Source organism: Actinoplanes sp. ATCC 53533, from assembly GCF_003947245.1.
Genome location: NZ_QHHV01000034.1, coordinates 1 through 24,921 on the forward strand (window position 1 = coordinate 1; position 24,921 = coordinate 24,921).

General features: G+C 71.1%; 26 protein-coding genes and 2 pseudogenes. 15 read left to right on the plus strand and 13 right to left on the minus strand.

What is annotated here, in order from left to right; all coding sequences use genetic code 11:
* Together DMB66_RS13465 and rsrA are read left to right on the plus strand one after the other, a co-directional pair.
* A pseudogene (locus tag DMB66_RS13465) lies at positions 1-235 on the plus strand (sigma factor-like helix-turn-helix DNA-binding protein); the annotation flags it as partial.
* A complete protein-coding gene (gene rsrA / locus DMB66_RS13470; protein ID WP_370318369.1) occupies positions 232-519 on the plus strand; it encodes a mycothiol system anti-sigma-R factor in 288 nt (95 codons plus the stop codon). The pseudogene DMB66_RS13465 and the gene rsrA, both read left to right, overlap by 4 nt.
* A 70-nt stretch (positions 520-589) precedes the next feature.
* Here the strand turns inward: rsrA and DMB66_RS65835 are convergent, their stop codons facing one another.
* Positions 590-664: a 50S ribosomal protein bL37 gene (locus tag DMB66_RS65835; RefSeq protein WP_369814844.1), complete on the minus strand. Its 75-nt coding sequence runs from the start codon at positions 662-664 to the stop codon at positions 590-592.
* Between the two features lie 141 nt (positions 665-805).
* Between DMB66_RS65835 and DMB66_RS13475 the strand changes: the two genes are divergently transcribed.
* Positions 806-1,021, plus strand: coding sequence for a biotin/lipoyl-binding carrier protein (locus tag DMB66_RS13475; protein ID WP_071808679.1), 216 nt, complete (start codon positions 806-808; stop codon positions 1,019-1,021).
* Here the strand turns inward: DMB66_RS13475 and DMB66_RS13480 are convergent.
* Positions 1,011-2,636 carry a tetratricopeptide repeat protein gene (locus DMB66_RS13480; protein ID WP_125804413.1) on the minus strand — a complete coding sequence of 542 codons (1,626 nt, stop codon included), beginning with the start codon at positions 2,634-2,636 and terminating at the stop codon, positions 1,011-1,013. The two genes, DMB66_RS13475 and DMB66_RS13480, sit on opposite strands and share 11 nt — an antisense overlap.
* A 197-nt stretch (positions 2,637-2,833) precedes the next feature.
* Between DMB66_RS13480 and DMB66_RS13485 the strand changes: the two genes are divergently transcribed.
* The 5 genes from DMB66_RS13485 to DMB66_RS13505 all read left to right on the plus strand — a co-directional run bounded on the left by DMB66_RS13485 (position 2,834) and on the right by DMB66_RS13505 (position 9,139).
* Positions 2,834-3,868, plus strand: coding sequence for an SIS domain-containing protein (locus DMB66_RS13485; protein WP_125804431.1), 1,035 nt, complete (start codon positions 2,834-2,836; stop codon positions 3,866-3,868).
* 39 nt (positions 3,869-3,907) lie between these two features.
* The gene (locus tag DMB66_RS13490; RefSeq protein WP_125804414.1) at positions 3,908-5,461 is read left to right on the plus strand and encodes a sensor histidine kinase; all 1,554 of its coding nucleotides are present in this window, start codon (positions 3,908-3,910) and stop codon (positions 5,459-5,461) included.
* A 324-nt stretch (positions 5,462-5,785) separates the two neighbouring features.
* Positions 5,786-7,480 (plus strand): nitrite/sulfite reductase, encoded by a 1,695-nt coding sequence (locus tag DMB66_RS13495; protein WP_125804415.1) that lies wholly within the window; start codon positions 5,786-5,788, stop codon positions 7,478-7,480.
* Between the two features lie 151 nt (positions 7,481-7,631).
* The gene (locus DMB66_RS13500; RefSeq protein ID WP_125804416.1) at positions 7,632-8,396 is read left to right on the plus strand and encodes a phosphoadenylyl-sulfate reductase; all 765 of its coding nucleotides are present in this window, start codon (positions 7,632-7,634) and stop codon (positions 8,394-8,396) included.
* On the plus strand, positions 8,378-9,139 hold the full coding sequence (locus tag DMB66_RS13505) for a sirohydrochlorin chelatase (RefSeq protein ID WP_125804417.1): 762 nt from the start codon (positions 8,378-8,380) through the stop codon (positions 9,137-9,139). The genes DMB66_RS13500 and DMB66_RS13505 overlap by 19 nt, the downstream gene beginning before the upstream one ends.
* Before the next feature lie 303 nt (positions 9,140-9,442).
* Here DMB66_RS13505 and DMB66_RS13510 read toward each other — a convergent pair whose 3' ends face one another.
* Together DMB66_RS13510 and DMB66_RS13515 are read right to left on the minus strand one after the other, a co-directional pair.
* Positions 9,443-9,697: a WhiB family transcriptional regulator gene (locus tag DMB66_RS13510; protein ID WP_023562201.1), complete on the minus strand. Its 255-nt coding sequence runs from the start codon at positions 9,695-9,697 to the stop codon at positions 9,443-9,445.
* Between the two features lie 408 nt (positions 9,698-10,105).
* On the minus strand, positions 10,106-11,056 hold the full coding sequence (locus DMB66_RS13515) for a diacylglycerol kinase family protein (RefSeq protein ID WP_125804418.1): 951 nt from the start codon (positions 11,054-11,056) through the stop codon (positions 10,106-10,108).
* 53 nt (positions 11,057-11,109) lie between these two features.
* Between DMB66_RS13515 and DMB66_RS13520 the strand changes: the two genes are divergently transcribed.
* Together DMB66_RS13520 and DMB66_RS13525 are read left to right on the plus strand one after the other, a co-directional pair.
* Complete coding sequence (locus DMB66_RS13520; protein WP_233624525.1) at positions 11,110-11,499, plus strand: hypothetical protein; 390 nt, start codon at positions 11,110-11,112, stop codon at positions 11,497-11,499.
* Between the two features lie 104 nt (positions 11,500-11,603).
* Positions 11,604-12,299 (plus strand): FadR/GntR family transcriptional regulator, encoded by a 696-nt coding sequence (locus DMB66_RS13525; protein WP_125804419.1) that lies wholly within the window; start codon positions 11,604-11,606, stop codon positions 12,297-12,299.
* A 35-nt stretch (positions 12,300-12,334) separates the two neighbouring features.
* On the opposite strand, the gene DMB66_RS13530 is transcribed toward DMB66_RS13525, so the two are convergent.
* The 3 genes from DMB66_RS13530 to sodN are packed head-to-tail and all read right to left on the minus strand — an operon-like array spanning position 12,335 to position 13,678.
* Complete coding sequence (locus DMB66_RS13530) at positions 12,335-12,757, minus strand: ATP-binding protein (RefSeq protein ID WP_125804420.1); 423 nt, start codon at positions 12,755-12,757, stop codon at positions 12,335-12,337.
* A gap of 19 nt (positions 12,758-12,776) precedes the next feature.
* A complete protein-coding gene (locus tag DMB66_RS13535; protein ID WP_125804433.1) occupies positions 12,777-13,220 on the minus strand; it encodes a GNAT family N-acetyltransferase in 444 nt (147 codons plus the stop codon).
* Positions 13,221-13,273: 53 nt separating this feature from the next.
* Positions 13,274-13,678 (minus strand): superoxide dismutase, Ni, encoded by a 405-nt coding sequence (gene sodN / locus DMB66_RS13540; protein ID WP_125804421.1) that lies wholly within the window; start codon positions 13,676-13,678, stop codon positions 13,274-13,276.
* Positions 13,679-13,762: 84 nt separating this feature from the next.
* Here sodN and DMB66_RS13545 point away from each other — a divergent pair, with 84 nt between their 5' ends.
* The 3 genes from DMB66_RS13545 (at position 13,763) to DMB66_RS13555 (ending at position 16,640) form a co-directional block, all read left to right on the plus strand.
* Positions 13,763-14,071, plus strand: coding sequence for a S26 family signal peptidase (locus tag DMB66_RS13545; protein WP_125804422.1), 309 nt, complete (start codon positions 13,763-13,765; stop codon positions 14,069-14,071).
* A 135-nt stretch (positions 14,072-14,206) separates the two neighbouring features.
* Positions 14,207-15,457 carry an NADP-dependent malic enzyme gene (locus DMB66_RS13550; protein ID WP_233624527.1) on the plus strand — a complete coding sequence of 417 codons (1,251 nt, stop codon included), beginning with the start codon at positions 14,207-14,209 and terminating at the stop codon, positions 15,455-15,457.
* Between the two features lie 232 nt (positions 15,458-15,689).
* Positions 15,690-16,640, plus strand: coding sequence for a zinc-binding dehydrogenase (locus tag DMB66_RS13555; RefSeq protein ID WP_125804423.1), 951 nt, complete (start codon positions 15,690-15,692; stop codon positions 16,638-16,640).
* A gap of 12 nt (positions 16,641-16,652) precedes the next feature.
* Here DMB66_RS13555 and DMB66_RS13560 read toward each other — a convergent pair whose 3' ends face one another.
* The gene (locus DMB66_RS13560) at positions 16,653-17,444 is read right to left on the minus strand and encodes a chlorophyllase (RefSeq protein WP_233624528.1); all 792 of its coding nucleotides are present in this window, start codon (positions 17,442-17,444) and stop codon (positions 16,653-16,655) included.
* 591 nt (positions 17,445-18,035) lie between these two features.
* Between DMB66_RS13560 and DMB66_RS62535 the strand changes: the two genes are divergently transcribed.
* The gene (locus DMB66_RS62535; RefSeq protein WP_199752301.1) at positions 18,036-18,203 is read left to right on the plus strand and encodes a hypothetical protein; all 168 of its coding nucleotides are present in this window, start codon (positions 18,036-18,038) and stop codon (positions 18,201-18,203) included.
* Positions 18,204-18,568: 365 nt separating this feature from the next.
* On the opposite strand, the gene DMB66_RS13565 is transcribed toward DMB66_RS62535, so the two are convergent.
* From DMB66_RS13565 to DMB66_RS13575, 3 genes are all read right to left on the minus strand, one after another.
* Positions 18,569-19,675, minus strand: a complete 1,107-nt coding sequence (locus DMB66_RS13565) for an acetate/propionate family kinase (RefSeq protein ID WP_125804425.1) — start codon at positions 19,673-19,675, stop codon at positions 18,569-18,571.
* On the minus strand, positions 19,672-21,738 hold the full coding sequence (gene pta, locus DMB66_RS13570) for a phosphate acetyltransferase (RefSeq protein ID WP_125804426.1): 2,067 nt from the start codon (positions 21,736-21,738) through the stop codon (positions 19,672-19,674). Before pta ends, DMB66_RS13565 begins: the two co-directional genes overlap by 4 nt.
* A gap of 592 nt (positions 21,739-22,330) precedes the next feature.
* Positions 22,331-23,032 (minus strand): hypothetical protein, encoded by a 702-nt coding sequence (locus DMB66_RS13575; protein ID WP_125804427.1) that lies wholly within the window; start codon positions 23,030-23,032, stop codon positions 22,331-22,333.
* 49 nt (positions 23,033-23,081) lie between these two features.
* On the opposite strand from DMB66_RS13575, the gene DMB66_RS13580 reads away from it, so the two are divergent.
* Positions 23,082-23,831 (plus strand): hypothetical protein, encoded by a 750-nt coding sequence (locus DMB66_RS13580; protein WP_125804428.1) that lies wholly within the window; start codon positions 23,082-23,084, stop codon positions 23,829-23,831.
* Between the two features lie 14 nt (positions 23,832-23,845).
* Here DMB66_RS13580 and DMB66_RS13585 read toward each other — a convergent pair whose 3' ends face one another.
* The gene (locus DMB66_RS13585) at positions 23,846-24,025 is read right to left on the minus strand and encodes a DUF6104 family protein (RefSeq protein WP_125804429.1); all 180 of its coding nucleotides are present in this window, start codon (positions 24,023-24,025) and stop codon (positions 23,846-23,848) included.
* A gap of 60 nt (positions 24,026-24,085) precedes the next feature.
* Positions 24,086-24,921: pseudogene (kgd, locus tag DMB66_RS13590) on the minus strand (multifunctional oxoglutarate decarboxylase/oxoglutarate dehydrogenase thiamine pyrophosphate-binding subunit/dihydrolipoyllysine-residue succinyltransferase subunit); the annotation flags it as partial.

The following is a 24,921-nucleotide window of genomic DNA, read 5'->3' on the forward strand; positions in this document are numbered from 1 at the left end:
GACATCAAGGACGCGCTGCAGCAGTTGCCAGACGGAGTTCCGGCTGGCCGTCTATCTCGCCGATGTCGAGGGCTTCTCATACAAAGAGATCGCCGACATCATGGGCACGCCGATCGGCACGGTCATGTCCCGCCTGCACCGTGGCCGGCGCAACCTGCGCAAGCTGCTCGAGCGGTACGCCCTGGACCGTGGCATCACCCGTTCGCCCGGCGCGACCGCCGCACAGGAGGCGTGAGCGACGTGAACGACAAAGCCGAGAAGACCGATTGCAGCGTCGTGATCAGCGAGGTCTACCTGTATCTCGATCTGGAGTGCAGCGACGACCGGCGGGAGCTGATCCAGCGGCACCTCGACGACTGCTCCGACTGCCTCCGTGAGTACGGCGTCGAGCACGAGGTGAAGGCGCTCGTCGCCCGCTGCTGCGGCGACGAGACGGCGCCGAAGGAGCTGCGCGAGCGGCTCCGGATGAAGCTCAGCGAGTACGTGGTCGAGGCGGAGAGCCACGAGTTCCTGCCCTGACGATCCCAGGTGGGCTGACATGAAGAAGGGCCGGCAGCGAAAGCTGCCGGCCCTTCTCGCGTTCCACGGCTCAGGAGTTGGGACGCTTGCCGTGGTTGGCGGCGCTCTTCTTCCGGGCCTTCTTCTTGCGAGACTTCTTCGCCATCTCGATCTCCGTTCGTCCTGCGGTCAACCTGCCGATGGTAGACGGCCGCCGGTTGACGCCCCGGCACGCCCCGTATGCCCCCGCGCGACAACCGTGATTGGATACCGTTCACCGAGCAGCCCCGACGAGGAGGACTTCACCATGGCCGACGAGATCCGAGCCGAAATGGTGGCCAATGTGTGGAAGGTCGTGGCCGCTGCCGGCGCCGAGGTCGAGGAGGGCGACACCCTGGTGATCCTCGAGTCGATGAAGATGGAGATCCCGGTGCTCGCCGAGTCCGACGGGGTCGTGGCTCAGCTCGCCGTCAACGAGGGTGACGTGGTCCAGGAAGGCGACCTGATCGCCGTCATCGAGTAGTTCCGCCGGAGAGCCAGCGCCGCAGGCGACCGGGCCGGCGCTGGCGGGGCAGCCTCGGCGCCGAGCGCTCCTCCTCGGCGCGCACCACCGCCGCGGCCCGCTGCCGCACCTCCGGCGCGAGATCCGGGGTGGCCAGCGCCAGCTGCGCCACCGACCACGCGACCGGGTGCTGCGCCGCGGTGACCGCCGCCAGCCGCCCGGTGACCAGTTCGGCGACGTCGGCCCGGGCCGACGGCTCCACCCAGGCGGCCGTGACCAGCGCGAAGAGCGCCGCCTCGGCGATCTGGTCGGTGCCGCCGGTGGCCAGCTCGACCAGCAGCCGGCGGCGTGTCGATTCCGCCCACGGCTCGTCGGTGCGCTGATGCAGCAGCCCGAGACCGGCCCAGACCCGCGCGCAGCGCGCCCACAGCGCCGGATCGTGGATGGCCAGCGCCTGGCCGACCTCGTTGGCCGGGGGCGGCGGCGGGTAGGCGATCAGCGCCAGCAGATCCTCCGGCTCGGCCAGGACCAGGCCGACGGCCGCGTCGTAGGCGGCGGGCGGGTGCGGCCAGAGCGGGTGCGCGACCCGGTGCAGCCGCTGCACGGCGGCGTCTGTCGGGCGGCCCGCCACGAACGGCTCCCGGGCCGGGTCGGTTGCCGTGCCGGGCCCCGAGGGAACCCGGCTGAGCCAGGGCTGGTCGGCGCAGCAGTCCGCCAGGTCGGCGTGCTCGTGGGTGTCGTCGGGGTGGTCGCGCTGGAAGTCGGCGAGCCGGATCAGGTGGGCCAGGTCGCCGTCGGCGCGGTATCGCAGCCGGTGCGCGGTGTGCACCGCGCAGTCGAACTCGGGATCCTTGGCCAGCGCCCGGTCGGCCCAGGCCAGCGCGTCGTCGAGCCGGCCGTGGTCGGCCAGGGTGCCCGCGATGTCCGCGTACACCGAGAGGTCCTCCGGGTCGTACATGACCGCGCGGCGCAGCGCCGCGAGCGACTCGGGGATGCGGTCCGCGCTGCGGTAGGCGTAGCCCAGCCAGATCTCGGCGAGCTTGGACGGCCGCAGCCGGGCGCCGCGCACGGCCCACTCCACCGCCAGCGTGGTCTCGCCGAGCCGGCGGGCCAGGGCCGAGCCCGCGCCGAGCAGCATGGCCTGCTCCGGGTGTGCCTCGACGGCGTGCCGGACCAGCGTCAGATAGGGCAGCAGCGACTCGCGGCCGGCCTCGGGGGCCGGGTCGCCGATGGTGGTGCAGAGCTGCATGACGATCTGCGCCAGGATCCCCGGCTCCATCCGGGCGCCCAGCTCGGGGTCGCTGACCCACGGCACGCCCGCCCAGTCGACGCCGGGGGTGTGCCCGCTCGCGGCGACGAGCAGCGGAAGCCCGTCCTCGGGGCGGCCGGCGGCGGCGAGCAGGTGTGCCCGGGCGACCACCGTCCCCACGAACGCGTGCTGTTCGAGCGGGAAGAGCTCCAGGCCGCCGTCGGCGCGAGCGGCGAGCCTGCTGAGCAGCTCGTGCGTCTCGGGCAACGTCGGCGCATGCGCGATGGCGCCGGCCAGGTGGTCGGCGGCATGGTGCATCTCGCCGCGTTCGAGGGCCGCGCGGGCCTGCTCGAGGTCGCGATCGGCGGAGCGCCGGGAGTCTTCCATGGCCACGCCTTCCTCGCGTGGCACGCCGTGTGCCACCGACGCGAGCCTAGGCGACGAATCTCCATATGTCAGGCCGCAATCCGTGCGCATCCGTGCTCGAAACATTGCCTTTTCTCGCTCAAAAATGCAAGACTGCGCATCGAATGAGCGATTCCGCGCACGAGAGGGAGGGTTCAGTGACGCAGCGAGGCCAGGGGATGGCGGCCGATATCGCAGAGCAGCCGGGCGGTTACGCACGGCTGCTGGAGGGGGAGCCGGCCAAGGCGATCGCGGCGGCCGCGGCCCGGGTCGCCGAGCAGCGCCCGCGCCACGTGATCTTCGTCGGCCGGGGCACCTCGGACCACGCGGCCCTCTACGCCGCATACCTGACCGAGATCCGCCTGGGTATCCCGGTCGGTCTCGCCTCACCCAGCGCCATCACCCTCTACGGCGCCCGCCCCGACCTGAAGGACGCGCTGGTCGTGGGGGTCAGCCAGAGCGGCGGGTCGCCCGACCTCACCGAGGTGCTCAAGGTCGCCCGGGAAAGTGGCGCGCTCACCCTCGCGGTGACCAACAACCCCGGATCGACGCTGGCGCAGACCGCCGAGCTCTCGGTGGACGTGGCCGCCGGCCACGAGCGGGCCGTCGCCGCCACCAAGACCTACACGGCCGAGCTGTTCGCGCTGCTCCTGCTGGTCGAGGGCATCCGCAACGGCGACGGCACGCTGCCCGCCGAGGAGCGCACCGCCCTCGCCGAGCTGCCCCGGCTCGCCGAGCAGGCGCTCGCCGACCGCGGCGCGGACGAGCTCGCGCAGCGCTACCGCTTCGCGTCGCGCCTGGTCACGACCGGCCGGGGGTACGCGTACCCGACCGCCCGGGAGACCGCCCTGAAGCTGATGGAGACGTCGTACCTGCCGGCGCTGGCCTTCTCGGGAGCCGACCTGCTGCATGGTCCGCTGGCGATGACCGACCCGGACGTACCGGTGCTCGCGGTCGTCGGGGCCGGGCCCGGCGGCGCTTCCATGGCCGACGTGGTGGCCCGCCTGGGCGAGCGGCGCGCCGACGTCGTCACCGTCGGGGCCACCGACATCCCCGGCGCCGCGGGACGGCTCGCCGTCCCGGCGGTCGACGAGCGCTACGCGCCGCTGCTCGACATCCTGCCGCTCCAGCGGCTGGCCCTGGCCCTGGCGCTGGCCCGCGGCGAGGACCCGGACGCGCCGCGCGGCCTCAAGAAGGTCACTTCCACCCTCTGATCGTGGGAGCCCACAGTGTGGGCATGGCACGCTTGTGCCGTGTCCACGCTCCGCGATCTCGCCGAAGAGCACACCAGCCTCGGTCCGCCCGATATCGACCACCTCACCCGGCTCGCCGGTGACTGGCAGCTGCTCTCCGATCTCTCCTTCGCCGACCTGCTGCTCTGGGTGCCGCTGCGGGGTGTGGAGGGCAAGCCGCGCGAGTTCCTCTGCGTAGCCCAGGTCCGGCCGAACACGTCGTCGACGGCATACCAGGACGACCAGGTGGGCAAGAAGGTCGGCGGGCCGGAGGTGGCCCACCTGGACATCGCCTACACCCAGGGCCGGATCTGGCGTGAGGGCGACCCGGTCTGGTACGGCGACACCCCGGCCCGGCACGAGGCGATCCCGGTGCGGCTGCGCGGCGCGGACGAGAACATCGAGGTGATCGCGGTCATCGGCCGCGACACCAACCTGTCCACCGCGCGTACCCCCAGCCAGCTGGAGCTGAACTACCTGACCACGGCCGACGACCTGGCCCAGATGGTCTCCGACGGCACCTTCCCGCCGCCGGCGCACCCGGGCGAGACCACTTCAGCGCCGCGGGTGGGCGACGGGCTGATCCGCCTCGACGCGAGCGGCAAGGTCACCTACGCCAGCCCCAACGCGCAGTCCGCGTACCGGCGGCTCGGCTTCAGCGCCCACCTGGTCGGCGAGGAGCTGGCCGTGCTCTCCAGCCGGCTGGCCGCCGACCCGCTGGAGGGCACCGACGCGGCGGAACGCATCCTCACCTCGCTGCGCGGGGAGGCGCCGGCCCGCAAGGAGGTGGAGGCCCGGGGCGCGACGGTGCTGATGCGGGCGCTGCCGCTGATGCCGGCCGGCGTGCCGATCGGCGCGCTGGTGCTGGCCCGCGACGTCACCGAGGTCCGCCGCCGAGACCGCGCCCTGATGACCAAGGACGCGACGATCCGCGAGATTCATCACCGGGTGAAGAACAACCTGCAGACGGTCGCGGCGCTGCTGCGCCTGCAGGCCCGTCGGGTCAACGCCCCGGAGGCCCGGATCGCCCTGCAGGAATCGGTACGCCGGGTCGCGTCGATCGCCCTGGTGCACGAGACGCTGTCGATGTCGAGCGACGAGGCGGTCGACTTCGACGGCATCGTGGACCGGGTCGCCACCGCCGCCACCGAGGTCTCGGCCACCGAGATCATCGTGAAGATGCGCCGCGAGGGCACCTTCGGGGTGCTGCCGGCCGAGATCGCCACTTCGCTGGTGATGGTCCTCAACGAGCTGCTGATCAATGCGGTGGAGCACGGCTTCCCGGGCCCCGATGAGGACGATGACACCCCGCCGCCCCCGCCGTCGCTGACCCCGCCGGCGCCGACCGGCGAGGTGGTGGTCTCGGCGCACCGCTTCCGCAAGCAGCTGCACGTCACCGTCGCGGACAACGGCCAGGGCCTGCCGGAGGGCTTCCGCGCCGACGCCAGCGGCCGGCTGGGCCTGCAGATCGTCCGCGCGCTGGCGACCGGCGAGCTGCGCGGGAGCATCGAGCTGCGTAATCGCGCGGGCGGCGGGACCGAGGCTGTCCTGGTGGTTCCGCTCGGAAAACGGTGAACCTCGCCGCCGCGCGACCGGCCTGGTGAAACGGTGTCGGTCGCCACACTCCCGGAATCTGGACCGCACTGGCCGAGAAGGGTCTCGCGTGAGAGGCTAGTCCACATGACCGCTGCAGTTGACCGCCGCTTCGTGGCTCGACGCCACGTCGACTACGGCCGTGTCCGCAGCGCGATGTGTCCGGCTTCCTGACGCCGCCCGATCTCTATTTCTCGGGCGCGCAAGACGCGCCGGCCCTCGCCAGACACTGAAGTCGCGAGCCCTCACAGGTGGCCGAACGCGTATCGCGCGCTCACCGGCTGAATTACCTGGAGGAACGCCGACATGGCGCTGGACAGCACCCCGGCCACCAAGCCCGCCGCTCGCCCCCGTAAGGCGCGTGGCGAGGGCCAGTGGGCGCTCGGACACCGCGAGCCGCTGAACCCGAACGAGCGGATCAAGAAGGACGACAACCCGCTCAACGTCCGGGCCCGGATCGAGAACATCTACGCCCACACCGGCTTCGCGGGCATCGACCCGCAGGACCTGCGGGGGCGTTTCCGCTGGTGGGGGCTCTACACCCAGCGCAAGGCGGGCATCGACGGCGGGCGCACCGCGGTGCTGGAGCCGCACGAGCTCGAGGACGAATACTTCATGCTCCGCGTCCGCATCGACGGCGGCACGCTCAACCTCGCTCAGCTGCGCGCGATCGCGGAGATCTCCACCGAGTTCGGCCGGGACTCCGCCGACATCACCGACCGGCAGAACATCCAGCTGCACTGGATCCGGGTCGAGGACGTGCCGGAGATCTGGCGCCGGCTGGAGGCCGTCGGCCTGCAGACCACCGAGGCGTGCGGCGACTGCCCGCGCATCGTGCTCGGCAGCCCGGTCGCCGGCGTCTCCCCGGCCGAGGTCGTCGACCCGACCTGGGCCATCGACGAGATCCTCCGCCGATACATCGGCGACCCGCGCTACTCCAACCTGCCCCGCAAGTTCAAGACCTCGATCTCCTGGCTGGCGGACACGCCGCACGAGGTCAACGACATCTCGCTGCTCGGCGTCGTGCACCCGGTGCACGGGCCCGGCTTCGACCTCTGGGTCGGCGGGGGACTGTCCACCAACCCGCGGCTCGCCGAGCGGCTCGGCGTCTGGGTCCCGCTCGACGAGATCCCGGATGTCTGGGAGGGCGTCGTCGGGATCTTCCGGGACTACGGCTACCGCCGGCTGCGCAGCCGGGCCCGGCTGAAGTTCCTGCTCGCCGACTGGGGCGTGGCGAAGTTCCGCGAGATCCTGGAGAAGGAATACCTGGGCCGGGCGCTGCTGGACGGGCCGCCGCCCGAGCTGCCCGCCAAGCCGATCGACCACATCGGCGTGCACAAGCAGCGCGACGGCCGAAACTACGTCGGTGCGGCGCCGGTCGTCGGCCGCTCCTCCGGCTCGCAGCTCAGCAAGCTCGCCGACCTGGTGCAGGAGCACGGCTCGGACCGGGTGCGGCTCACCCCGTACCAGAAGCTCCTGGTTTTGGACATCGCCGACGACCAGGTGGAACCGTTGGTCACCGGCCTGCGCGGGATCGGGCTGGAGGCCCGGCCGTCGGCCTGGCGCCGCGGCACCATGGCCTGCACCGGCATCGAATATTGCAAGCTGGCGATCGTCGAGACCAAGGCCCGTGGCGAGGAGCTCGTCGCCCGGCTCGAGGAGCAGCTGCGCGACTTCGACGCCGACATCTCGATCCACATCAACGGCTGCCCCAACGCCTGCGCCCGCACCCAGGTCGCCGACATCGGCCTCAAGGGCATGCTCGTCCTGAACGAGCACGGGCAGCAGGTCGAGGGCTTCCAGGTGCACCTCGGCGGCGGGCTCGGCATGGCACAGGGCCAGACCGCCGGCTTCGGCCGCAAGGTACGTGGCCTCAAGGCCACCGCCGAGGAACTTCCCGGGTACGTCGAGCGCATCGCCCGCAACTATCTGGCGGGGCGCACCGACGGCGAGTCCTTCGCGGACTGGGTGATCCGGGCGGATGAGGAGCTAGTGAAATGAGCGACGCCAGATCCGCCCCCCTCTACTGCCCCTACTGCGGCGAAGAGGACCTGCGCCCCAATGAGGCTTCGCACGGCGCGTGGGAGTGCCACTCCTGCGCCCGTGTTTTCACGGTCAAGTTCAACGGACTGCTCGCCAAGGGAGTGAACCGATGACTGTGGTGACCGCCACCGGCCTGGGACTGGTGTCCCTCGGGGCCCCGGCCACCCCGGCCGATCCGACCCGCCGCACCCCCGCCGACCTCAAGTCGCTCGCCGACGCCGCCGCCGTGGCGCTCGAGGGCGCCCCGGCCGAGGAGATCGCCCGCTGGGCGACCAGCACCTTCGGCGACCGCTTCTGCGTGACCAGTTCGATGGCCGACGCGGTCGTGGCGCACCTGTTCTCCCGGGTCTCGCCCGGTGTGGACGTGGTGTTCCTCGACACCGGGCTGCACTTCCCGGAGACTCTCAAGATCCGCGACACGGTGGCCCGCACGATGGACGTCAACGTGCGCTCGATCCGGCCCCGGATGACGGTCGGCCAGCAGGACGGCGAGTTCGGTCCCCGGCTCTTCGCCCGGAGCCCGGACGAGTGCTGCTTCCTGCGCAAGGTCGAGCCGCTGGAGCGCGCGCTCTCCGACTACGACTCCTGGGCCACCGGCCTGCGTCGCGACGAGTCCCCGACGCGGGCCAACACCCCGGTCGTGGTCTTCGACGCGAAGAAGGGCAAGGTCAAGGTCAACCCCATCGCGGCGTGGACGCAGGCGGACGTGGACCGCTACATCGCGCGGTGGAACGTGCCGGTCAACGAGCTCTTCAAGAAGGGGTACGGCTCGATCGGCTGCTGGCCGTGCACCCGGCGGACGAAGGCCGGCGAGGACCCGCGCGCGGGCCGCTGGGCGATGTTCGAGAAGACCGAATGTGGCCTGCACGTCTAGCCGTCACGCTGACCGCACACGGCAGCCGTGACCCACGCGCGGCCCGGGCGACGGAGGCGCTGACCCGGGCGGTCGCGCTGCGGCACCCGGAGTGGGAGGTGCGCGCGTCGTATCTCGACCATGCCGGGCCGCGCCCACGGGCGGTGCTGGCCGACTTCGCCGTGGCCGGCCACCGGCGGGCGGTGCTGGTGCCCCTGCTGCTGACCTCGGCATACCACGGCCGGGTCGACGTGCCGGGCGAGATCACCGCCGCCCGGGCCGGGCATCCCGGCCTGGCGGTCGAGCAGGCGGACGTCCTGGGCCCGGTCGACGGCCACGTCCCGGATCTGCTGCTGGACGGCCTGGTGTCCCGCCTGGGCGCCGCTGACTGCGACGCGCTGGTGCTGGCCGCGGCGGGCACCCGCAGCCCGGGCGCCCGGGCGACTGTGGACCAGGCCGCGGCGGCCCTGAGCTCCCGGCTGGCGCTGCCGTGCCGGGTGGCCTACGCCTCGGCCGCCCCGCCGCTGTCCGGCGACGTCGTTCGCGATCTCCGTGCCGACGGGTACGGGCGGATCGGGCTGATCTCGTACTTCCTCGCCCCGGGCCTGCTCTGGGACTCGACAGTGGCCTCGGCCCGCTCGGCGGGGGTCCGCATGGTGGCCGAGCCGCTGACCGACGCCCCGGCCGTCGCCGAGTTGGTTTCCGTGCGCGTGCGCGAGGCCGCGGCCCGTCCGGTGGCCGCTTTCGCCGCCGTCGCCTCGTAGTTCCTGAGGTCACGCGGCCCGCCGCCGTGCTTGGCATCACAGGGTGTCACGCCACACCCGACCTGCCGACGGTGCTCGTCCACTGCGGAGGGTGCCCGGACATCGACCAATAGTGGCTTAGATAACGGTGATTTCGAGATCATTTCGCAAAGCTCGGTGATCGCATTCATGCCCTACGTCACCATTGCTCGGCGTAATCACCGCGAAACAGTCGATGATCGGAGTCGGTCAGCAGCACTGTCCCGCACAGCACGACGCCCCGGAGCCGAAGCGACCCGGGGCGTGAATGCTGTGAGGGATTGTTCAGGCGGTAGGGGCACTGACCCGAAGGCCACCACGACGCTTGACGGCACGTCGTTCGTCCTCGCTCATACCGCCCCAGACGCCGGCATCCTGCCCGGACTCGAGCGCCCAGGAGAGGCACGACTCGGTCACGGTACAACGCCGGCACACGGCCTTGGCCTGCTCAACCTGCAGGAGTGCGGGGCCTGACGTCCCGATCGGGAAGAACAGCTCCGGGTCCTCGTCGCGGCAGATCGCATGGTGACGCCAGTCCATGGCGGCAACACTCCTTGTTTCGGATTGGTCAGAGAATGGTGCTACTTACTTCTATCTGCATCCGCGCCGGGCCGACGGACTGCGTTCGTCAGATCACCGGTGCGTGAGCAAGCTTTGTTCGCGATGTCGTATCGTGCCTTCTGGATTAGGAACGTGCACGACCGGCATCGGGTTACTTCTTATCGCTTGTGAATGCTTTCACGAACTCCTGCGATGTCAAGGGTAGCGCTCGGAAATTCTCCCAGCGGGTGAGCTAGCTCACGACCCCTTTGTCCGGTTCTGGTGGTTCTTTCAGGACCGGCGGACGAGCGCTCCTATCAATGTAGTACGGTACGCGCCTCGTTGCCGACCTTTTGCCGGTCTTTCTGTAACAGATCGTGAGGACGCCCCGATCGGCGTACCCGAGGCTCAGCAGATCACACGCAATGCCTCGGGAACGGACAGGAAGTGCACCTTCTGGCGCTCACCCAGGTAGTCCCCGTCGAGTTGGAAGGGCTGCGGGCGGCTGGCAACCACGGTGAACTCGGCCTGGTCGTGCAGGCGCAGCACGTGCTTGCCGTGCGGATCGGCGTTCCGGGAGACCATCTGCGTCACTGTCCGTGTTGTGCTGGCGATGTATAGGTTACGAACCGCCAGTAGGTCAAGTCCTCGATCGAACGAGGCGTCGGGGTTGGGGTTGATCGCGCGGTCGCCGACGTAGGTCCACGGTGCCGTGTTCTGGATGATGACGGTGCCCAGGCCGGTCTCCGGCTCCTCGCCGGGTCGCTCGATCGAGAGCGGCGGAGACTTGCGGTCCTCGCCCGAGAAGATCTGCCCGATCATCGAGCGGACGTACAGCGCCGGGGTGGACGTCCGGCCGCGCAGGCGCGCCTGCTCGACCCGCCGCACCACGGCCGCGTCCAGACCGAGCCCGGCGGTGAAGGTGAAGTAGCGGTCGTCGGCGCGGCCGAGCCCGATCACCCGGTGCCGGCCCGAGCGCAGGCCGTCCAGGATCACGCTGGTGCCGTCGACCCAGTCCCGGGGCAGCCCCAGCGCGCGGGCGAAGACATTGGTGGAGCCACCCGGGACCACGGCCAGCGCCGGCAGCCGGAAGGCCGGCGCCGTGCCGCCGGCGGCGAGCCCGGGCGCCGCGGTCATCAGCCCGTTCACGGCCTCGTTGACCGTGCCGTCGCCGCCGAGCGTCACCACCACGTCGACGCCGCTCTCGGCCGCCGCCCTGGCCAGGCCGGCCGCGTGACCGCGCTTGGTGGTGTATTCAACCGTCAGCAGGACCTCGCTGCGCAGGGCCCGGACCAGGACGTCTCGGCTGCGCTCATTCGTCGTGGTGGCTTTGGGGTTCACCACCAGTAACGCTCGCATGGGCGGCACTGTACCTCTCAGGAAGGCTCTGAGCTGGCCGGTATCGTACAGCGGTGACCCCCCAAGAACTCGATTCCCCGGCGACCCTCGTCTGGGCGGTGCGCCTGCTTTTCGCGGAGGCCGTCGCGCTCGTGGTGCTCGCCGGCTACCTGCTGGTGCTGGACTTCACCGCGGACGCGACCAGCCTGGTGGTGGCCGTGGCCCTGACCGGCTTCGCCGTCGTCGCAGCCGTCGCCGTGGTCCTGGTCGCCCGCGCGCTGGCCCGGCGCTCGGCGCACGCCCGCGGCCCGGCGATCGTGGTGCAGCTTTTCGTCATCGCCTCCGGCGGCTTCGTGCTGCAGACCGGCACGGCCTGGATCGGCGTCCTGGCGATGGCCTTCGGTGTCGGCGTCGGACTGCTCTGTGTCGTGCCGCCCACCACCCGAGCCCTGGGGCTCGACTGAGCCCGCTCTCTCGGACTGCGCCTTCGGACTCTCCCCTGAACGCCCCTTCCCACCTGCGCGGGAAGGCCTAGTCTGAGTGGGCGGATCACAAGGGGGTGAGGGCATTGGCCGGATCGACCGTGCGCCCACCGGCGTACCAGGTCCTGGCGGACGAGCTGCGCGAGGAGATCACGTCGGGGCGGCTGCAGCCCGGCTCCCGGCTGCCACCCGAGCCTGAGCTGTGCGTTCGCTCCGGGGTGAGCCGCAGCACGGTCCGCGAGGCGCTGCGTTTGCTGGCCAGCCAGCACCTCATCGTCACGACCCGGGGCGTCACCGGCGGCAGCTTCGTCGCCCACCCCGACGCCGAGCAGCTCTCCGAGGCGCTCTCCACCGGGTTGACCCTGCTCAGCAACTCCGCCGAGGTCGGCATGGCCGATCTGCTGGAGCTGCGCCGCGCCCTGGAGGTTCCGGCCGCCGGGCTCGCCGCGCAACGGCGCACCGATGCCAACCTGATCGAGATGCGCGGCGCGATGTTCGATCCGGACCTGGACGAGCTGGAGACGATGCTGGCCGCGCACGCCGCCTTCCACTCGGCGATCGCCTCGGCCACCGGCAACCCGCTGTTCGAGCTGGTCACCCGCCCGCTGTACCACGTCACCTACGGCGAGGAGATCGTCGAGAACCTGCCCGGCGACTACTGGGAGCGCATCGACGCCGACCACCGCGAGCTGCTGAGCTGCGTGAAGGGCGGCGACGCGGGCGCCGCCATGGAGGTCGGCCGGCGCCACCTCGACTACATCGCGGCGGCCAACGCGCGCTGAGTCAGATCTCGGTCCGGGTCAGATCTCGGTCGGGGTCAGATCTCGGTCCGGCGGGTCAGCAGCCGGATCGTGGCGTGCCGCCCGGTCGCCTCGGCGGACGCCGACGTGGTCAGCGCGGTCAGCACCTTCCACGCGAAGGAGGACTCGGAGGGCAGCCGGGCGCCGCGCACCGTCGACACCGTCACCTCGACCGTGAGCGCGTCGTCGGTGACCGCGAAGCGGCACTCCAGCTCCGCGCCGCGGGTGGCGATGGCGAGCAGCATCGCGCACGCCTCGTCAACCGCGATGCGCAGGTCCTCGATCTCGTCGAGGGCGAAATGCAGGCGGGCAGCGAGGCCGGCCGTGGCTGTACGGAGCACGCCGAGATACCCGCCGTCGGCGGGCACGGTCAGCAGCACGACGTCGTCACCGAACGCCGGCTCCGGATGCGTTGTCTGCAGCTGAGTCACCGACCCCATCCTCCCAATGGACGGAACTCTAGTCCCTGACGGGGGAGACGCGCTCAGCGAGTTGGGCCAACGCGGTGCCGGAGAGCCGATACGGCAGCCAGTCCTCGACGACCTTCGCCCCGATCGCGGCGTAGAACTCGGCGGCCGGGTTCCAGTCCAGCATGACCCACTCGAGGCGCCGGTAGCCGCGTTCCACGCAGAGCTGGGCCAGGGTGGCGAGCAGCGCGCCGCCCGCGCCGGTGCCCCGGGCGTGCGGCCGGACGTAGAGATCCTCGAGGTGGATGCCGTTCGTGCCCTCCCAGGTGGAGAAGTTCACGAACCACAGCGCGAAGCCGTACGGGGCATCGCCGGCGTCGACCGCGACATGGCCGAACACCGCGGGGTGCTCGCCGAAGAGGGCCGCCGACAGCTGCTCGTCGGTGAGCTGGCAGGACTCCGCGGCGTGTTCGAACTCGGCGAGCTCGTGCACCATCGCGACAACGGCCGGCACGTCGTCACGACGTACCGGCCGGATCGTTGCGGGACTCACGCCTGCTTGGTCTCCCAGAAGATCTTGGAGATCTCCTCGATCTTGCCGAGCAGCTGCTCTCCGACGGCCGGGTCCATCGAGCCCTTGACGCCGGACGCGCCGGCGAGCTTGGTGGCCTCGTTGAAGAGCTGGTTGAGGTTCGGGTACTTCTCGAAGTGCGGCGCCTTGAAGTAATCGGTCCAGAGCACCCACAGGTGGTGCTTGACCAGCTCGGCGCGCTGCTCCTTGACCAGGATGGCGCGGGTGCGGAACTCGGGGTCGGTGTTCGCCTGGTATTTCTCAGCGATGGCCTTCACCGACTCCGCCTCGATGCGCGCCTGGGCCGGGTCGTACACCCCGCAGGGCAGGTCGCAGTGTGCGCTGACCACAGTGCGTGGCGTGAAAATGCGCGGAAGTCGCATCAGGACCCCTCCATACGTTTGCGATGATCCGATGCTGACACTACCCCTTACCGGATTACCCAACCTCGACGCGGGATTGATGCCATGAGTTGGCAATTGCCGCTCTTCGCCGTACTGGTGCAAGGGCCTTCGATGGCACCCACGCTGCACAGCGGAGATGCCCTGCTGGTGCGCCGTGTCCGCCGGATCCGGCCGCAGTCGGTGGTGGTCGCCCGCTTCCGCGCCCGGCCGGAACTGCTGGTCGTGAAACGGGCGATTCGCGAGCAGGACGGTGGCTGGTGGGTCGAGGGGGACAACGGGTTCGTGACCGACGACTCCCGCGCCTACGGGGTGGCGGATGTCATCGGACAAGTCGTGTTTCGCTACTGGCCTCGCCCGGGTCGACTAAGTTAACCTGCGTTAACCGCAGCACACCTGAATCTTGCGGTTGCTTGTCCCGGGTGACCCCCGCATCGCACGTCGGTCCGCGCAGACTCGCGCACAGGTCCGGCTGGCACACCGACGTTCCGATGCGTGTCTGGAGTCCCTGTGTCCTTCTTCAGTTTCGAGCTCGACCCTGCCCTGGCCGCCGACCCCGTCTTCGAGCTGCACAAGCACGGCAAGATGGAGATCACGTGCACCGTCCCGCTGTCCAGCCGGGACGATCTGTCGCTGGCCTACACCCCCGGCGTGGCCCGGGTCTGTGAGGCGATCGCCGCCGACGAGGAGCTCGCCGCCGACTACACCTGGACGGCCAATACCGTCGCGGTCGTCACCGACGGTTCCGCCGTGCTCGGGCTGGGCAACATCGGTCCGAAGGCCGCGATGCCGGTCATGGAGGGCAAGGCGGTGCTGTTCAAGCAGTTCGGCGGCGTCAACGCCATCCCGATCTGCCTCGACACCCAGGACGTCGAGGGCATCATCGCCGTGGTCAAGGCGCTCGGCCCCTCCTTCGGCGGCATCAACCTGGAGGACATCAGCGCGCCGCGCTGCTTCGAGATCGAACGCCGCCTCGACGAGGCGCTGGACATCCCGGTGTTCCACGACGACCAGCACGGCACCGCGATCGTCGTGCTCGCCGCGCTGCGCAACGCGGTCGCCCTGCTCGGCCGCCGCTTCGACGACCTGCGGGTGGTGATCAGCGGCGCCGGCGCGGCCGGGGTCGCCATCACGAACACCCTGATCGCGGCCGGCATCCAGGGCGCCAACGTCATCGTCTGCGACTCCCGGGGCATCATCCACGCGGACCGTCCGGGCCTGAACGGGACCAAGGCCGCGCTGGCCAAGGCCACGAACTACTCCGGCCGCACCGGTGCGATCAGGGAGGCGCTGATCGGCGCCGACGTGCTGATCGGGGTCTCCGGCGGGCAGATCGAGGAGAGCGCGCTGGCCGGGATGGCGCCGGGCGGCATCATCTTCGCCCTGGCCAACCCGACCCCGGAGGTGCCGCCGGCGCTGGCGCACAAGTACGCCGCGATCGTCGCGACCGGCCGCAGCGACTTCCCGAACCAGATCAACAACGTGCTGGCATTCCCGGGCATCTTCCGGGGTGCCCTGGACGCCCGCGCCACCCGGATCACCGAGCGGATGAAGGTGGCGGCGGCGGAGGCCATCGCCGAGGTCGTCGCCGACGAGTTGCGTGCCGACGCGATCGTGCCGTCGGCGCTGGACCCGCGGGTCGCTCCGGCGGTGGCCGAGGCGGTCGCCCGCGCTGCCGAACGCGATGGCGTCGCCCGCTTCGTCGCCGCGCCGCCGCCGGCCACCCCGGCGGCACCGGCGGCTCCGGCCGCCTTGGTCTGAGCGGCGCGATCCTGAGCCGGGGCGTTCCGCGCGTCCCGGCTCCGCGTCCGCCTGCGCCCGGCCGGGCCTGGCCTGCGCCTGGCCGGGCCCGGTCTGGCCTGCGTTGGGCCCGGCCTCCGCCCCTCGGCTTTGCGACCGCCGGACCGGGCCCGGTGTCGCCGCCGGGCCGCCGCCGGGCTGGCTTCCGACTCGGCTGGGACAGGACCGGTCGGGCATGCCTAAGCTTCGGGGTATGCGAGCCGCCTATGCCAGTGCGACGAAGCCCGACGAGCCGCTAGCCGGATTGACGGTCGGCGACCTGCCCGAGCCGTCCCCGCCGGACGGCTGGGTGACGGTCGACGTGCGGGCCAGCTCGCTCAACCACCACGAGATCTGGTCCCTGCGCGGGATCGGCCTGCCCGCCGACCGGCTGCCGATGATCCTGGGCTGCGACGCGTCCGGTGTGGACACCGACGGCAACGAGGTCGTCGTCTACCCGGTGATCGATGACCCGGCGGACCCGCGCGGCTTCTCGCTGCTGTCGGAGCGCTGGCCGGGAACGCTGGCCGAGCGGGTCGCCGTACCGGCGGCGAACCTGGTGCCCAAGCCCGACGGCATCTCGTTCCTGGACGCGGCCTGCCTGCCCACTGCCTGGCTGACCGCCTACCACATGCTCACCGCGCGCGGCCGCGTCGCCGACGCCGGGTCGGTGCTGGTGCAGGGCGCGGGCGGTGGGGTGGCCACGGCGGCGGTCGCGCTCTCGGTCGCCCTCGGCAAACGGGTGTACGCGACCAGCCGCGACGCCGCCAAACGCGAGCGGATCGCCGAACTGGGCGCCACCGCGGTCGAGCCCGGCGCCCGCCTGCCCGAACGCGTGGACGTGGTGATCGAGTCGGTGGGGGCGCCGACCTTCGAGCACTCCCTGAAGTGCTCGGCACCGGGCGCCCGCATCGTGGTCTGCGGCGCGACCGGGGGCCCGTTCCCCAAGGTCGACCTGCGCCGGGTGTTCATGATGCAGCTGGAGATCCTCGGCAGCACGATGGGCACGGCCGAGGAACTGGCCGCGCTACTGAAGCTCTGCGTGGAGCGCGACATCCGCCCGGTGATCGACTCCACCTACGGCTTCTCGGCGGTGGGCGACGCCTTCGCGCGGCTCAACTCCGGTGAGATCTTCGGCAAGGTGACCGTCGACCACCTGCACTAGGAGCCGCCGTCTCTAAAAGTCGCCGTCGAAGTTGTCGCGCCGCTCGAGTCGCCGCTCGGCGCCGGTGTCACCGTAGAGGCTCCAGCGCCAGAAGTCGGTCGTCGCGTCGGCCACCAGGTCGAAATCCGCGCCGCTGGTGACGACGTGACCGGCGTCGGGCAGGGTCAGCATGGCCTTGGGCCACGGCACGGCTTTGTAGGCGGCGAGCCCGTCGGCGTACTGCACGGTCTTGTCGCGCTTGCCGTGCACGAACAGCACGGGAATCGCCGAGCCGGTGAAGACGCCGGGCAACACCTGCCGGCCGGCCAGCACGACCGCGGCGGTGAGCCGGGCGTCCCGGGTGCCGCTGAGCATCCCGATCGTGGTGATACCCCCGCCGGAATGCCCGGCGGCGGCGACGTGATCCCGGTCGAGGCGCCCCGCCAGCGGATCGCCGGCCTTACCGTCGAGGGCGAGCACCCGGGTGAGCACGTACGAGGCGTCGGCCGGCTGATTGAGCAGGTCGATGACGTCGAAGTCGGCAACGCCGGTGGAGGTGTGCGGATAGGCGGCCGCCGCGACGACAAAACCGGCCCGGGCCCAGCGGACGAGAATGTCGGCATAATCGCTGGGCTGGGCGGTGAGCCCGTGACTGAAGACGATCACGGGGAACGGGCCGTCGCCGGTGGCGGGATACCAGACCGTGGTCGGCAGCGGCCGGTCCTTGCCGCGGCTGAGCTGCAGTTTGCGGGTCTTGACGGCGAAGGTCTTGCTCGGCGCCTCGCCGCGGGTGGGCACCGGGCTGCTGGCGACGCTGGGTCGCACGCTCGGCGCGGCAGCCTTGGAAGAGGCTGGCGTCGCTCCACTCGAGCCCGCGGAGCCTTCACCGCCGGAAGCGGCGGAACAGGAGGTGAGTGCGCCGGTCGCGCAAACGGCAGCGAGCAGAAGCGCGACGGTACGGCGTCCCATCCGCCCATTGTGCCCGGCTCCCGAGGCATGGCCCGGCCGCGCGCCCCGCGTAGTGGGAGAGGTCTCAGGCCTACGTCGCGCGAAAGTGGAGGTTGCGGGCCGGCGTCGGGCGTAGTGCGGGAGGTTCAGGTTGGCGTCGCGCGCAGTGGGCGGTCTCGGGCCGGTGCCGTGCGTAGTGGGGCGGTCTCAGGTCGGTGTCGCGCGGAGATCGGGTGATGTCCTCGCGATCCTTGTCGCGGCGGGGCACGCCCGGCGCTCACATGCCGGCATCGACGACCTCGACGGTGCTGGTGATCGCCCGCGGCTGCGGATCGGCGTTGATCCGCTCAGCGTAGCCAGCCGGACACACCCACGATCGGGTGATATCTCCGAGGCCGGAACGAACGCCCTGCTAGGAGGCCGGGAGGCACTGTCGCGGGGGTGCCGGGCTTCGCTATGGTCGTGCGCATGCCTGACAACACCGTCGACCCGAGCGGCAACACCGAGGCGTTCCGCGCTTTCACGCAGAAAACGCCGCAGGAGCCGCCAGCCGCCTCCAAGACCCCGCTGATCATCGGCGCCGGCGCGGCCGCGATCGTCCTGATCGCGCTGATCGCCTGGCTGGCCCTGGGCTGACCAGGACCAAGCCGACCTACCCGGGCTGAGCGCGGGCCGGGATGCCGGCGGGTCACACCCGTCACGCCCGGCCCGCCCGGCCGCAAACCCACACCACACCCCCGTCGGCCTGGACCTGGACCGCGAAGCCGCCGCCGTCCTTTCAAGCACCACAACCCTGCGGGTCGCCCACGGCTGTGCGGGCCGCAGGGCTGTGCGGGGTCGCCCACGGCGGGTCGCCCACGGTCGTGTGGGCCGTCCACGGTCGTGTGGGCCGTCCACGGTCGTGCGGGCCGTCCACGGCTGTGCGGGCCGCAGGGCTGTGCGGGGTCGTCCACGGCGGGTCGTCCACGGTTGTGCGGGCCGGTCGTGGCCGGGTGAGCTGCTTAGGTCCGTAGCTCGGCGGTTGCCTGCTGGGCGATCTCCAACTCCTCGTCTGTCGGGACCACGCAGATCTTTACTCGGGCGTTGTCCGGGGAGATGATGCGGGCGCCGCGGGCGTTGCGGGTTTCGTCGATGGTGATGCCCAGGGCCGACAGACCGGACAGCGCCGCGGATCGGACCTGGGGGGAATTTTCTCCGACGCCCGCGGTGAAGGTGATCGCGTCCGCGCCGCCCAGGATCGCCAGATAGGCACCGACGTATTCCTTGATGCGCCGGCAGTAGACGTCGAAGGCAAGCGTCGCTGCCGAGTCGCCTGCGGTCAGGCGCTCCTGCACCGCCCGCATGTCGTTTTCGCCCGCGAGCCCCTGCAGGCCGGCGAAGCGGGTCAGGGATCGCTCGATCTCGTCGATCGGGAGCCCGGCGACCCGGTGCAGGTGGAAGATCACCGTCGGGTCGACGTCGCCGCTGCGGGTGCCCATCACGAGCCCGGACTGTGGTGACATGCCCATCGAGGTCGCCACGCTGCGGCCCCCTGAGACCGCGCAGGCGCTCGCGCCGTTCCCCAGGTGCAGGGTGATCACCTTTGCCTCTTCGGCGGGCAGGTCGAGCAGCTCAGCGGTCTGCCGGGCCACGTATGCGTGTGAGGTGCCGTGGAAGCCGTAGCGGCGGATCTGCCAGCGCTCTGCCAGCGACGCGTCGATCGCGTATGCCACCCCGTCCGGGGGGATCGTCTGGTGGAACGCCGTGTCGAAGACCGCTATCTGCGGGACGTCGGGCAGCAGCTTGCGGGCCACCGCGATGCCGCTGAGCGCGGCCGGGTTGTGCAGCGGCGCCAGGGGGATGAGCCCTTCGATCACGGCGAACACCTCGTCGTCGACGACGGTGGCCTTGCCGAACTCGCTGCCGCCGTGCACGACCCGGTGCCCGACCGCACCGAGACCCGACAGGTCGATCGAGGCCATCACCCGTTGCAGGGCCGCCTCGTGGTCGCCCGCGTCCCCGCCGGCCTCGCCGATCCGCTCGATCAGCCCCTTGGCCAGGGTCGTCGTGCCGTCGAAGAGGCGGTATTTGACCGAGGACGAGCCGGTGTTCAGGACGAGGATCTTCATGAGCGGGCCTGGATCGCCGTGATCGCCACCGTGTTGACGATGTCCTTGACCGTCGCGCCGCGGGACAGGTCGTTGACCGGGCGGCGCAGGCCCTGCATCACCGGGCCGACCGCGACCGCGTTGGCCGAGCGTTGCACGGCCTTGTAGGTGTTGTTGCCGGAGCTGAGATCCGGGAAGACGAAGACCGTGGCCTTGCCGGCCACCAGGCTCTCCGGCAGCTTGGTCGCCGCCACGCCGGGATCGATCGCGGCGTCGTATTGGATGGGGCCCTCCACGGGTAGGTCGGGACGGCGCTCGCGGACGATTCTCGTCGCGGCGGCCACCTTTTCCACGTCGGCGCCCGTGCCCGAGCTGCCGGTCGAGTAGGAGAGCATGGCGACGCGTGGCTCTATGCCGAACGCGGCCGCCGTCTGCGCGGACGACAGGGCGATGTCGGCCAGCTGGGCCGCGTCCGGATCGGGGTTGACCGCGCAGTCGCCGTAGACCAGCACCCGGTCGGCGAGCAGCATGAAGAACACGCTGGAGGCGACGGACACCTCGGGCACCGTCTTGATGATCTCGAACGCGGGCCGGATGGTGGCGGCGGTGGTGTGGTTGGCGCCGGAGACCATGCCGTCGGCGAGCCCCGAGGCGACCATCATCGTGCCGAAGTAGTTGACGTCGCGGACCACGTCGTATGCCAGGTCGAGGGTGACGGCCTTGTGCTTGCGCAGCTCCGCGTATTGCTCGGCGAAGCCGTCGCGCCAGCCGCTGGTGGCCGGGTCGACCAGCCGGGCCGCGCCGATGTCGACGCCGAACTCGCGCGCCCGCCGGGTGATCTCCGCAGGGTCGCCGAGCAGGGTCAGATCGGCGACGCCGCGGCGCAGCAGCGTCTCGGTCGCCCGCAGGATCCGCTCGTCGGTGCCCTCGGGCAGCACCAGGTGGCGGCGGTCGGCCCGGGCCCGCTCGATCAGGTCGTTTTCGAACATCAGCGGGGTCACCCGGCTGGACCGGGTCACGTCGAGCAGCCGGGTCAGCTCGGCGGTGTCCACATGATGCTCGAAGGCGCCGAGCGCGGCCTCCACCTTGCGCGGGGTGGCGGGGCTGAGCCTGGCCTCGATCCGGCCGGCCGCGCTGATCGTGTGGTAGCTGTCGGTGTGCACCACCAGCATCGCCAGGCCGGTGTTGAGCCGCTCGATGACCCGCACCGCGCGCGGGTCGGGGAACTCGCCGATGGTCAGCACCAGCCCGGCGAGCGTCACGTTGCCGGCGGCGTGCGCGGCGCTCGCGGCGACGAGCAGGTCGGCGCGGTCGCCGGGGGTGATGAGCAACGCCCCGTCGGTGAGATGGTCGAGCAGGGCCGGCACGTGCGCGGCGCCGACCACGTAGTCGAGGACGTCGCGGTCGAGCGCGGCATCGCCGCCGGCCAGCACGGTGGCGTCGAGCGCGGTCGCGACCTCGGCGACGGTCGGCGCGGCGATGGTGGGGATCTCGGGGATCGCCCAGACCGGCACCGGCAGCCCGGTGGGTGGGACGGCCCCCTCGGGCACCCGGTTGGCGATCACGGCCAGCACCGTCGCGTTCAGATCCACAAGCGAGTGGTATGCGGAGCCGACTGCGGCCGCCAGCTCGCTGCGCCGGCCCTGACCACCCACGACGGGCACCACCACGCTGCCGAACTCGTTGGCCAGCAGCGCGTTGAAGGCCAGCTCGCGGGGCATCTCGTCGTGCCCGGAATCCTGACCGTCGGAGAAGTCGCTGCCGATGACGACCACCGAGGCGCACTGCCGCTCGACCGCGCGGTAGCGCTCGACGATCCGGGCGACGAGCTCCTCGCGCTTGCCGTCAGCCACCAGGGCGGCCGCCTCGGTCGTGGTGACCCCGAACGACTCCGCGTAGGGCGCGACGACCGGGTATCGGCTGGTGAGCAGGGTCAGCAGCGGATCATCGCCGTGACCGAGGACCAGCGGCCGGAAGACGCCGATCCGGGCGACCTGCCGGGACAGCAACTCGACCAGCCCCAGCGCGACTGTGCCCTTGCCGACCCCGGGACCCACCCCGGCCACATAAACGCTGCTCGCCACGTGCTCAACCTACCGGCCGCGCCATGATCGTGCCCGAGGTCGGGGCAGCCTGTGGACAACGGCTGGACCTGTGGACAACGGCTGGAGCCGGGAGCGGGAGGTGGCCGTTGAACGGGCCACTCGCTGTGGCCGTATTGGTCGGTGCCGACCGGATCGGCGAGCACGCCGGCGCGGGCCGGGAAGCTGTGTGATTTGTCCTTGCTCATCCGGGTTACTAGGCAGTAGGTTTCTGCCTGCGTCGATCGGTATCAATCCGACGATTGCTGACCAATCGGATCTGACCCAACACCCTCTGCCGTCGGCTTGCGGTGCCGCACCGTCATGTCCGCACGCAGGAAGGATGGAGCATCGTGCCGCTACCCCGTCCCGCCTTCACTCCCGGCTCCCGGCGGGTGATCGCCGGCTTGGCCGTCACCGCGGTGGCCACCGGTGCCGCCCTGCTCGCAATCGGATTGCAGAGGCCGGCCGCCGAAGCTGTCTGGGCCGAGGCGGTGCCGGTCGCGGTCGCCCGCCCGGCAGCGGCGAGCCCCGCGCCGTCGAGCGGCGCCGTCGAGCCCGCCAAGTCCTATGTGGGAGGTGTCCGGCTGGCCTCCTACGACGCCTCCGCCGGGACGGCGTTGCTGGCCACGGCCGATACGAGCGGCGGCGCGACCGCCCAGGTGCGGTCCGGTGATGTGATCGCGAGCCCGCCCAGCGACGCGGCACCGCGCGGGGCGTTGTTCAAGGTCGGGAAGGTCACTCCCACCGACGCGGGAGTCGAGGTCAGCACCGAGCCGGCGACGCTGAGTGACGCACTGGGCGCGGCCGAGGTGGACCGCACCTTCCAGGCCAAGGACATCGCCATAAGCGTCACGCCGCTGGCCACCGGCGTGCGGCCCGCGACGAGAGTGCCGGCGCTGCGTGGCGCGACCACCGGCACCGGAACCACCGCGCCGTCACCCACCCCGAGTAGCGCGAAGAGCACCTCCCCGAGCACAAAGAGCACCTCCCCGAGCACAAAGAGCACCTCCCCGAGCACAAAGAGCACAGCGCCGAGCGCAAAGAAGACAGCGCCGAGCACGCCAAGCACGAGGAACACGCCAAGCAAGCCGAGCGCGAAGAGCACGCCAAGCACGCCGAGCGCGAAGAGCACGAGGAGCACGCCGAGCGCAAAGAGCGCAGCACCGAGCGCGAAAAGCACAGCGCCGAGCGCGAAGAACACAGCACCGAGCGCGCCCAACAGCCCAGCCGCGGCGACCAGCACGAACGCCGAACGGACGGCCGCGACCGAGGCGACCATCCCGGGCCTGGCCATCGGCGGCACCGAGATACTCGACCCGACCCGTACCGCGGACGGCGGGCTGTTGCTCTCCCTGGACATCCCGCTCGCCGGCGTCGCCGGCATCACGGGCACGAGCAAGGGCGGGCCGATGCTGTCCGGTTGGGTGGGCCTCACCCCGCAGCTGATCTTCTCGTACGGGCAGCAGAAGGCCGAGATCGGCGTGGGGGGCAAGTACACCTACGGTTGGCAGGTGCACGCCGCGCTGGCCGGGCTGGCCGACACCGGTGAGACGGCGCTCCGGTTGCCCTTCGCCGAGGTGCATCTCAGCCAGACCTTCTGGATCGGCCCGGTGCCGGTGGTGCTCAGCGTCGACCTGACCTACTTCTACCGGCTTACCGCGCAGGGCGGCCTGAGCATCGACACCGAGCAGACGACCACCGGTGAGTTCGCGGTCGGCGCCGCCTACGACTCGCGGACGGGCTGGGGTCCGCTCAACCGCAACACCGCCACCACCCAGGGCGACGCCCTCCCGACCCTGACCGGGCGGGGCGACCTGCGGGCCACCATCGGCGCCGACCTGGCCGTCTTCCTCTACGACGCGGCCGGCGTGACCGGGCGGCTGGCCCCGTACCTGCGGGCCGCGGTGGACGCCACCCTGGAGCAGGCGCGCTGGGGGGTGTACGCCGGCTTCGATCTCACGGCGACGCTCACCCTGCAGTTGAAGATCTTCGGCAGCACGATCCTGCGCGCCGACCTGCCGATCCCGCCCGTGCACGCCGAGTGGAAGGTGGCCGCCAGCGACCCGGAGCCGGCCGTGCCCATCGCGGGCTGAACGAGGATAGGGGCCTACTCCTCGTCGTCCTCGTCGTCGCGGGCGAGCCAGGTGGCGAAGCGCTCGATCGGCGTCTCGAACTCCGGGTGCGCGTCGACGAAGTTCTTCAGCTGCTCGCCGACCCATTCCAGGGTCACGGATTCCTCGCCGCGCCGCTCGATGAGTTCCTCGATACCACGGTCGGTGAAATACATGATCGGATAGTAAGCGGGGGCGCTCCGCCGCAGCGGAGCGCCCCCGACCTTCTCAGCTCGTCACGGCCGGGGCAATGCCGCCTCGACCAGCGCCGACTGCTCGGCGTCGTGGAGCTTGACCGAACCGACCGCCGGGGCGGCCGCGGCGGGCCGCGAGATCCGGCGCAGGCGTACGCCCTCGAGGTGCTCGAGCAGGTTGAGCGCCACGAACGACCAGGCGCCCTGGTTGGCCGGCTCCTCCTGTACCCACGCGAAGTCCTCCGCGTTCGGGTATTTGCTGAGCTCGGCCTTGAGCTCCTCGACGGGCAGCGGGTAGACCTGCTCCATCCGGATGATCGCCGTGTCGGTGATGCCGCGCTCGGCCCGGGCCTGGAACAGGTCGTAGTAGGCCTTGCCCGAGCAGAGCAGGACCCGCTTGACCGCGCCGGCGTCCAGCGGCGTGCCGTTGACCCCGGCGTCGCCGATGATCGGCTGGAATCGGCCGGTGGTGAAGTCGGCGACCGACGACACCGCCAGCTTGTGTCGCAGCAGCGACTTCGGCGAGAAGACGACCAGCGGCTTGCGCTTGCTGGACAGCGCCTGACGACGCAGCAGGTGGAAGTAGTTCGCCGGGGTGGTCGGGTTTGCCACCCGCATGTTGTCCTGCGCGCAGAGCTGCAGGAACCGCTCCGGACGGCCGGACGAGTGGTCCGGGCCCTGGCCCTCCTGGCCGTGCGGAAGCAGCAGCACCAGCGACGACTGCTGGCCCCACTTCACCTCGCCGGAGGAGATGAACTCGTCCACGATCGACTGGGCGCCGTTGACGAAGTCGCCGAACTGCGCCTCCCAGAGCACCAGCGCCTCGGTGTTCTCGACCGAGTAGCCGTACTCGAAGCCCATCGCCGCGTATTCGCTGA